The following is a 7,297-nucleotide window of genomic DNA, read 5'->3' as shown; positions in this document are numbered from 1 at the left end:
GGCACTGCCCGCACACGAACGAGAGGTGGACATGGCGGACATGATCGGCGGCGGCAGCGCCGCCCCGGCGCGGCTGGTGGTCGGCATCACGGGCGCGACGGGCGCCGTGCTCGGCGTACGGCTGCTGGAGCGGCTGCGCGCGCACGGCGGCGTGGAGACGCACCTGGTGATCAGCCGCTGGGCCCGGAGCACCATCGAGTGGGAGACCTCGATGAGCGTGCGCGAGGTCGCCGCGCTCGCCGACGTCACACACAGCCCGGAGGACCAGGGCGCGGCGATCTCCTCCGGCTCGTTCCGCGTGGACGGCATGGTGATCGCCCCGTGCAGCATGAAGACGCTGGCCGCGATCCGCATGGGCTACGCGGACGGCCTGATCGCCCGCGCCGCCGACGTCACCCTCAAGGAGCGCCGCAAGCTGGTGCTGGTGCCCAGGGAGGCCCCGCTCAGCGAGATCCACCTGGAGAACATGCTCACCCTGGCCCGCATGGGCACGGTGATGCTGCCGCCGGTGCCCGCCTTCTACCAGCACCCGGCGACGGTCGACGACATCGTCGGGCACACCGTCACCCGCGTGCTCGACCAGTTCGGCATCGACACCCCCAAGGCGTACCGCTGGAACGGGATGCACGCGGCCCGGCAGCAGGCCCGCGCCACCGAGCCGGTGCCCGGCCACCCCTGACCGCTCCCGCCCCGCCGCCTCCCCACCACGACGAAGGATGAGCAGCCACCCATGAAGCACCTCACCAGCCTCCGCTCCTACCTCGACGCCCTGGCCGGACTCGACGACCTGCGCGTCATCGACGACGAAGTCGATCCCGAACTGGAGATCGGCGCGATCGCCCGCTACGCCACCGAACACCGGGCCCCGGCCCAGCTGCTGTCCCGCATCCGCGGCTGCCGGCCCGGCTTCCGGGTCCTGGCCGCGCCCGCCGCGCTGAGCAGCCGGCCCGGCGCGCCCTACGCGCGCCTCGCGCTGGCGCTGGGCCTCGACCCGGACACCCCGCCGCGGCAGCTGATGGACGGCCTGGTCGCCGCCCAGGCGGCGCCGCCGGTACCGCCCGTCACCCTGGACGCGGGACCGTGCCAGGAGAACGTCCTGCTCGGCGCCGACATCGACCTGACCGCACTGCCGTTCCCGCTGCTCCACCAGGGCGACGGCGGCAGGTACGCCAACACCGTCGGCACGTTCGTGCTGCGCAGCCCGGACCGAAAGTGGACCAACTGGGGCATCGCCCGCGCCATGCTGCACGACGCGCGCCGCATCGTCGCCTTCACGGGCTCGCCGCAGCACATCGGCGTCATCGACGACATGTGGCGGGCGCGCGGCGAGCGCACCCCCTTCGCGCTCGTGCTGGGCGCCGAGCCCGCCGTCCCGCTGGTGTCCACCATGTCGCTGCCCGAGCACGTCGACGAAGCGGCCTACCTGGGCGCCTACTTCGGCGAGCCGATCGAGGTCGTACGGTGCAAGACGGTGGACCTCGAAGTGCCCGCCACGGCCGAGATCGTCATCGAGGGCTACATCGACCACGACGAGCTGCTGCCGGAGGGGCCGATGGGCGAGTTCGCGGGGTACGTCCCCGAGGGGAGCTGGTCGCTGCCCGCCTACCACGTCACCGCCGTCACCCACCGCGACGACCCGGTCATGCCGGTGGTGTGCGCGGGCAAGCCCGTGGACGAGGACCACACCCTGATCGGCCTGACCCACTCCGCCCGCTGGACCCACTACCTGCGCGAGGCCGGCATCCCGGTCGCCGCCGCCTGGATGATCCCGGAGACCGCCGTCCACGTGCTGGCCGTCACCGTCGACCGGGACTGGCGCGAGCGCACCTCCTTCACCTCCTCCCAGGAGCTGTGCCGGGCGGTCGGCGAGGCCGTCGACGCCTTCCCGCACGGCGGCTGGTGGGTCACCCGGATCATGGTCCTGGACGACGACATCGACCCGACCGACGTCCGCGACGTGCTGTGGGGCTTCGCGACCCGCTCGCACCCCACCGACGGCATCCACGTCCTGCCGGACACCGCGATCATGCACCTGATGGTCTGCTACCACGAGAAGGAGCGCGCCACCGGGACCGGACCGACCGTCGTCTTCGACTGCGTCCGCGAGGACGAGCTGCGCAGCACGGCCTTCGCCGACAACTACCCGGCCGACGTGCAGCGCCGCACCTTCGAACTGCTGGCAGGCGCCCGGCCGTTGTGAGCGCCCGTGCCGGCTCAGCCGCCGTCGCCGGGCCGCGGCGGCGGCAGGAAGCCGCTGGAGCGGAAGAAGGCGAGGTAGCGGTCGAGGAGCGCGGCGTCGGTGGGCGGGCAGCGCAGCCCGCTGCCCGCCAGGCCCCGTTCGGTGTTCGCCCGCCCGAGCCGCGGGAAGACATCGTCGAGATACATCTCCTTCACACTGATGTCGGACTTGTTGCTGCGGTCCACGCAGAGCGAGACGAACGGGGCCGTGGGGCTGCTGGGGTGCCGCGCCACGTGCCGGACCAGCTCCGCCACCCAGGCGTCGTACGGCAGTTCGCGGATGCCGTAGCCCGCCGCCCGCATACGGGCCAGCATGTCGGCGAGGCGGGCCGGCCGGGGGTTGGTGAGATGGTAGGTGCGGCCGTCGGCCGGCTCGTGGGTCGCCAGGTGCACCACGGCGGCGGCCAGGTGGTCGACCGGCACGAAGTCCAGCGGCAGTGGCACATCGGGCGCGACACCGGTCTCCGCGATGACCCGGAACAGCGAGCTGATGGCCGTCTCGGTGTTGCAGATCCCGGTCCGCTCCTCGCCGGTGACCTCGTACGGCCGGTGCACCGCCACCGGCAGACCGGCCTGCGCCGCTTCCTTGAGCATCCGCTCGGCCACCCACTTGCTCTCCGCGTACCCCATGGTCAGGTGGTCGGCGTGGGCCAGTGGCACGTCCTCGGCGACCTGCCGCACCCCGGCGGTGCCGAAGCCCGCCAGGACGGCGACGGTGGACAGGAAGTGCAGGGGTATGCGCCGTCCGGCGGCCAGCCGCACCATTTCCCGGGTGCCGCCGACGTTGGCCGGGCGCAGCGCCGCGTACGGATAGAGGAAGTTGACGTGCGCCCCGGCGTGCAGGATCAGGTCGGTGGTCGCGCCCAGCTGCCCGAACCGCTCCTCGGACAGGCCCAGCCGCGGCGCGGTCAGGTCGGCCGGGAAGCAGGTCAGGCGCTGCTCGTACGGGGCGGGGTCGAGGCCGTAGCGTGCGGCGTTGGAGCACACCCGGCGCCGTGCGTGCGCCGCGTCCCGGGCCCGGACGGGGCACAGCAGCTCGGCGCCGGTGACCTGTGCGAGCCGGTCGAGCAGGAAGGCGCCGATGAAACCGGTGGCGCCGGTGACCAGGACGCGCGCCGGGTCGCGCCGGCGGGGGACGGGGCCGTGCGCCGGCGGCAGCCGCAGCCCCAGGCGGGCCTCGCGGCGGAAGTCCGCCTCCGAGGCGGGCGTACCACCGGTCCGGCGCCCGGCGCGACCGGCCCGCAGCGCCCGGTCCACCGCCGCCGCGTACGCGCCGAGCGTCGGCTCCCGCAGCAGGCTGCGGACGAGGAAGGTGCCGTGCGCCGCGTCCATGCCGAGCGCGGTCATCGTCCTGGTGGTCACCTCGGCGGTGAGCAACGAGTCGCCGCCGAGGTCGAAGAAGCTGTCGGCGGGTGCCGGGCGGACGCGCAGGACGTGCTCCCAGATGCCGGCGAGCACGCTCAGCAGTTCGGAGCCGTCCCCCGTGGCGCCGGAACCGTCTCCCGTGGCGCTGGTGTCGTCTCCCGTGGCGCTGCTCCCGTTCTCCATGGCGCCGCTCCCGTCCTCCGGACGCGCCTCGCCGGGGCGGCGTTGCGCGTTTGCGTTCGCGTCGCCGTTCCCGGTTGCATCCGTTTGCATCGGGTGCTCGGATGCGTACGGGCCGGTGCCGTCCTGCCAAGGCCCGGCCGGTACGGCGTCGTCCGGGCGGGCCCCGTCGCGGGCCGCGGGCACCCTCGTCCGCGCGACCAGGGCGCGCCGGTCGACCTTGCCCGCGCCGGTGACGGGGAACCGGTCCAGGACGTGGATGCGCGCCGGTACGGCGGGCGCGGGCAGCCAGGACGCCACGTACGCGCGCACCTGCTCGACCGGGACCCGTTCGCCCGGCCGCGCCGGCGTCACGAAGGCGACCGGCCGGGCGTGCGCCCCGTCCCCGTCGATCTCCACGACGGCCTCCGCGACCGCCTCGTGCGAGCGCAGCCGCGTCTCGATCTCGTCCAGCTCCACCCGGAAGCCGCGCAGTTTGACCTGCCGGTCGCGGCGCCCCCGGTACTCCAGGGTGCCGTCCGGCCGCCACCGGGCCCGGTCGCCCGTGCGGTACAGGCGCCCGCCGGGGCGGGGGTCGAAGGGGTCGTCGAGGAAGCGCTCGGCGGTCAGGGCCGGATCGTTGAGGTAGCCGATGGCTATGCCGTCGCCCCCGACGAGCAGGTCGCCTTCCTCGCCCGGCCCGGCGGGCGTGCCGTCGTCGCGCAGCACGTGGCAGGACGAGTTGGGGAAGGGGCGGCCGATGGGCACGGTGGCCGCGTCGGCGGGCAGGTCGCGTACCACGTACGCGCTGGAGACGACGCTGTTCTCGGTGGGCCCGTAGAAGTTGACCAAGGTGATGCCGGGACAGGCCGCCAGCACCCGGCGGCACAGCCGGGGATCGAGCGCCTCGCCGCCCGCCGAGACGAACCGCAGGCTCCGCAGCGCCTCCGGCCGGTGGCGGGCCACATGGTGCAGCACCCCCGCGGTCAGGAAGGCGACCGCCACGTCCTCCTCGCGCAGCAGCCGCTCCAGCGCGTCCACCGACAGCAGTTGCTCCCGCTCCGCGACGACGAGGCAGGCCCCGGACAGCAGCGCCGTCCAGATCTCGATGGTCGAGGCGTCGGAGGAGCAGCTGTAGGCGTGCAGCACCCGCTCCCCGGGCGCGGGCGGCGACAGCCAGGGGCCGGAGGCGGCCAGGCGCACGACGCCGCGGTGCGGGATCGCCACCGGCTTCGGGCGGCCGGTCGAGCCGGAGGTGAACATGACGTACGCGCAGTCCTCCGGGGCGGCGGCGACGGCCGGGGGGACGGGCGGGGCAGCCGCCCCGTCCCCCGGCGGCGGCGCGGTGAGGCGGCCGTCGACACAGGCACGCAGCCTGCGCACCCGGCACGTACTCCCCGGCAGGGCCACGGCGATCCGTACCTCGGCCTCCTCGGCCATGGCCCGCAACCGGGCGGGCGGATACGCGTCGTCCAACGGCACGTACGCCGCCCCGCACTTGACGACGGCCAGGAAGGCCACCAGCTCCTCGGGGCACCGGCCGCCCATCACCCCCACGGTGCCGCCGGGCCGGACGCCGGCGGTCAGCAACCGCCGGGCGAGGGCGTTCGAGTGCCGGCTCAACTCGCCGTAGGTCAGGGTGCGGTCGCCGTGCCGGACGGCGGGCGCACCGGGCGCGGTCTGCGCCCGTTCCTCGAACAGTTCGTGCAGGCAGCGGTCGCGCGGGTACGGCGTCGCCGTGTCGTTCCACGGCGTGCGCCGGACCGGCCGGCCGGACGCCTGGGTGGGTCGCAGCATGGTCTGTACCTCGAAACGGTCATGGCGCCCGGAAGGCCGGGGCAGGAGGGGGCCGGACCGATGGGACCGGCGGGGCCGGACGGCCCGGGTCAGCTGAACGCGGTGGCGAAGGAGGCGAAGTCGGCGGTGCGCCACCGCGCGGGCCGCATCCGGACGGTCACGTCGGTGCTGAGCTGGTCCGTGGTCGCGGCCAAGTAGGCGCGGGCGGTCTCCGGCGGCAGGTAGCGGTGGGCCAGCGCCGTCCGCTCGGCCGCGTCCACCCGGTCCTCGAAGGCGACCACCGGGCCCTCGACGCTGACGTACCGGTACGGCGCCGTCTCCCGCTGCACGCAGAGGGCGAACCGGCCCGCCGCCCGGATGCGCCGGGCCTTGACGGACTCCCGGCCGGTCAGGACGGTGACCTCGCCGCCCGGCCGGTAGGTGTACCAGACGGGCACGAGCAGCGGTGGCCCGCCCGGGGCGCCGATTCCGAGGACGGCCACATGGGCGGCGGCGAGGAACGCTTCCCGGTCGGCCGCACTCATCGCAAGGGACATGCCTGATCAACCCCATTGTGTGAAGGAGGAGCGGAGGAGGCACACGGGGCGGGGCCGGGAGGAAGAGCCGGCCGGTGTGTGCGGCGGAACACCGTCGGGGGACGGCGGCCGGGGCGCCGCGCACCGCGTCCGGTGCCCGGTCCGGTCGCGGCCGGTCCGACGATCCGGGCCGGACGCCCGTGTCGCCGTGGCCTCCATGACACCCGGGAAAACGGGTGCACTAGGCAGTTACCCAGCGATCCGTTGCCGCTGTTCACTCGTGCGGATGATGCGGAACATTTCGGTGAGCAAAGACGAGCCCACCGCGAGCGGTGTACCACCGACCGCACCGCCATGCGCCCCGAGGGGTGGGGGACCCGGCCGCGCCGGGAGGTTTGCGGACAGGACCGCTCGCGCAGACATCGTGACGGACACGCCACGCCACGGAGGCTGGGCCGGCACCGCTCTCCGTGAGCACCCGGCCGGGCCCCGCTGCCGCCCGTCCGGTGAACGCCACCGGCGCTCGGCGCCCGCGGTCAGCGGCCGGCCGCCCGGCGCGCCCGCCACTCCGGCGCGAGCACCGACCAGATCTCCTCGTCCTGCCGCTCGCCCCGGTACAGGTGGCTCCGGCGCGAGACGCCGTCCCTGGTCATCCCCAGCCGCCGTGCCACCGCGATGCTGGGCGCGTTCTCCGACGCGACCCACCACTCCACGCGGTGGATGCCCCGCTCCTCCACGGCCCAGTCGATGAGCACCCGTACGCCCCTGGTCACCAGCCCCCTGCCGACCGCCGCCGGCTCCAGCCAGCAGCCCGCCTCGGCGTTGCCCTGCGCGACGTCCATCGTCCGGAAGAAGACCGCGCCGACCAGCGTGCCGTCGGTCCGGATGCCGTACAAGCGCCCGGTGTCGGCGGCGGCCTTCTCCGCGTACGCACGCAGGAACGCGCGGCACGAGGCCAGGTCCGTGACCACGTCCGGCAGCCCGTTGTACCGCCCGATGAACTCCCGCCCCCGGTCGATGTGGGCCAGGAACTCCTCGGCCTGCCACGGTTCCAGGGGACACAGCCGCGCGCCGTCGTCGCCCAGGGATATCGCGAACATCGTGGCCCTCCATCGCCGAAGCCGTGCGCTAGTAGTGCTTCGTTAGCTCTGCCGATCGTGGCTGACCAGGAGCATGCTGGCAGGTATGAGGCTCGGGGAGGTGGAACGGCTCCGGGGCGAGTT

General features: G+C 74.4%; 5 protein-coding genes. 2 read left to right on the top strand and 3 right to left on the bottom strand.

Annotated elements, in window-relative coordinates; all coding sequences use genetic code 11:
• Positions 1 to 31 precede the first annotated feature (31 nt).
• Positions 32 to 679, top strand: a complete 648-nt coding sequence (locus tag ACH4FX_RS39835; RefSeq protein WP_398486411.1) for a non-oxidative hydroxyarylic acid decarboxylases subunit B — start codon at positions 32 to 34, stop codon at positions 677 to 679.
• A 51-nt stretch (positions 680 to 730) separates the two neighbouring features.
• A complete protein-coding gene (locus tag ACH4FX_RS39830; protein WP_398486410.1) occupies positions 731 to 2,200 on the top strand; it encodes a UbiD family decarboxylase in 1,470 nt (489 codons plus the stop codon).
• A gap of 14 nt (positions 2,201 to 2,214) precedes the next feature.
• Here ACH4FX_RS39830 and ACH4FX_RS39825 read toward each other — a convergent pair whose 3' ends face one another.
• From ACH4FX_RS39825 to ACH4FX_RS39815, 3 genes are all read right to left on the bottom strand, one after another.
• Positions 2,215 to 5,559 (bottom strand): amino acid adenylation domain-containing protein, encoded by a 3,345-nt coding sequence (locus ACH4FX_RS39825; protein ID WP_398486409.1) that lies wholly within the window; start codon positions 5,557 to 5,559, stop codon positions 2,215 to 2,217.
• An 89-nt stretch (positions 5,560 to 5,648) separates the two neighbouring features.
• Positions 5,649 to 6,095 carry a pyridoxamine 5'-phosphate oxidase family protein gene (locus tag ACH4FX_RS39820; RefSeq protein WP_398486408.1) on the bottom strand — a complete coding sequence of 149 codons (447 nt, stop codon included), beginning with the start codon at positions 6,093 to 6,095 and terminating at the stop codon, positions 5,649 to 5,651.
• A gap of 515 nt (positions 6,096 to 6,610) precedes the next feature.
• Complete coding sequence (locus ACH4FX_RS39815) at positions 6,611 to 7,174, bottom strand: GNAT family N-acetyltransferase (protein WP_398486407.1); 564 nt, start codon at positions 7,172 to 7,174, stop codon at positions 6,611 to 6,613.
• Between the last annotated feature and the right edge of the window lie 123 nt (positions 7,175 to 7,297).

The sequence above is a fragment of the Streptomyces sp. NPDC018019 genome, assembly GCF_044327805.1.
Lineage (GTDB): Bacteria > Actinomycetota > Actinomycetes > Streptomycetales > Streptomycetaceae > Streptomyces.
This window is presented reverse-complemented; position numbering and strand designations above follow the sequence as displayed.